Annotated in this window: 2 pseudogenes; one reads left to right on the forward strand and one right to left on the reverse strand. The window is 77.8% G+C overall.

Features of this window, described 5'->3' with window-relative positions:
* Positions 1-246: 246 nt before the first annotated feature.
* Positions 247-564: pseudogene (locus ABD317_RS36955) on the forward strand (glycogen debranching N-terminal domain-containing protein); the annotation flags it as partial.
* Between the two features lie 212 nt (positions 565-776).
* Here the strand turns inward: ABD317_RS36955 and ABD317_RS36960 are convergent.
* Positions 777-1,121, reverse strand: a pseudogene (locus tag ABD317_RS36960) (glycogen debranching N-terminal domain-containing protein); the annotation flags it as partial.
* Between the last annotated feature and the right edge of the window lie 246 nt (positions 1,122-1,367).

Here is a 1,367-nt window from a genome sequence, read left to right on the forward strand (position 1 = left end):
CCGCCCGCCGCCGCGACGTGCGAAGCAGGGAGTAGCGATGAGCAGCTGAGGGAGCTGCCAACGCCGCGGCGGGACCGGCGGCGTGACCTGGAGGGGCCCGCGGGCGTTCTCAGGGCGGCGGCCGGCCGCCGCCCCCGTCCGTCCACGGCTTCCCGAGAGGACTGCCGCGTGTCTCCCATTTTTTGCCCTCCGCACCAGCGGCCGCCCGCGCCGAGCCCTCCGCACGACGCGCTCGTCTGCGCCGCCATGCCGGCGTTCGCCGTCTCCGCACGCCACGGCCGGCTCGACGGCCACGGGCTCGAAGGGTTCTACCGGGCCGGGCGCCGGCTGGTCGGACGGCTGCGGCTGCGGGTGGGCGGCGTCGAGCCGCTGCCAGTGCAGGGGCGGCGGGCGGGAGCGGACCGGGTGCGCTTCGTGGGCACCGTGCGCACCGGCGCGGAGCCGGGGCCCGACCCGGCCGTGGTGGTGGAGCAGGTACGGCACGCCGCCGGTGTCGAGCGGATCACGCTGCACAGCAGCGCCACCCGGGCGCTGAAGCTGACGCTGGAGGCCGAGCTGGGTACGGACCTGGCGGAGCTGAGCGCGGTCGCCGCCGGCCGCGAGCGTCGCGAAGTCCCGGCCAGCGTCCACGAGTCGGGGCTGCGCCCTTCCTCTCTCCCGCGTCCTTCGGGACCCGCGTCCGGTTGCCCGCCGGGGTCCGCCGGTGCCGGCAGCGGGCGCCAGCGCAGCCCCGACTCGTGGACGCTGGCCGGGACTTCGCGACGCTCGCGGCCGGCGGCGACCGCGCTCAGCTCCGCCAGGTCCGTACCCAGCTCGGCCTCCAGCGTCAGCTTCAGCGCCCGGGTGGCGCTGCTGTGCAGCGTGATCCGCTCGACACCGGCGGCGTGCCGTACCTGCTCCACCACCACGGCCGGGTCGGGCCCCGGCTCCGCGCCGGTGCGCACGGTGCCCACGAAGCGCACCCGGTCCGCTCCCGCCCGCCGCCCCTGCACTGGCAGCGGCTCGACGCCGCCCACCCGCAGCCGCAGCCGTCCGACCAGCCGGCGCCCGGCCCGGTAGAACCCTTCGAGCCCGTGGCCGTCGAGCCGGCCGTGGCGTGCGGAGACGGCGAACGCCGGCATGGCGGCGCAGACGAGCGCGTCGTGCGGAGGGCTCGGCGCGGGCGGCCGCTGGTGCGGAGGGCAAAAAATGGGAGACACGCGGCAGTCCTCTCGGGAAGCCGTGGACGGACGGGGGCGGCGGCCGGCCGCCGCCCTGAGAACGCCCGCGGGCCCCTCCAGGTCACGCCGCCGGTCCCGCCGCGGCGTTGGCAGCTCCCTCAGCTGCTCATCGCTACTCCCTGCTTCGCACGTCGCGGCGGCGGGCGG

Origin of the sequence: Streptomyces synnematoformans (genome assembly GCF_039531005.1) — a bacterium.
GTDB lineage: Bacteria > Actinomycetota > Actinomycetes > Streptomycetales > Streptomycetaceae > Streptomyces > Streptomyces synnematoformans.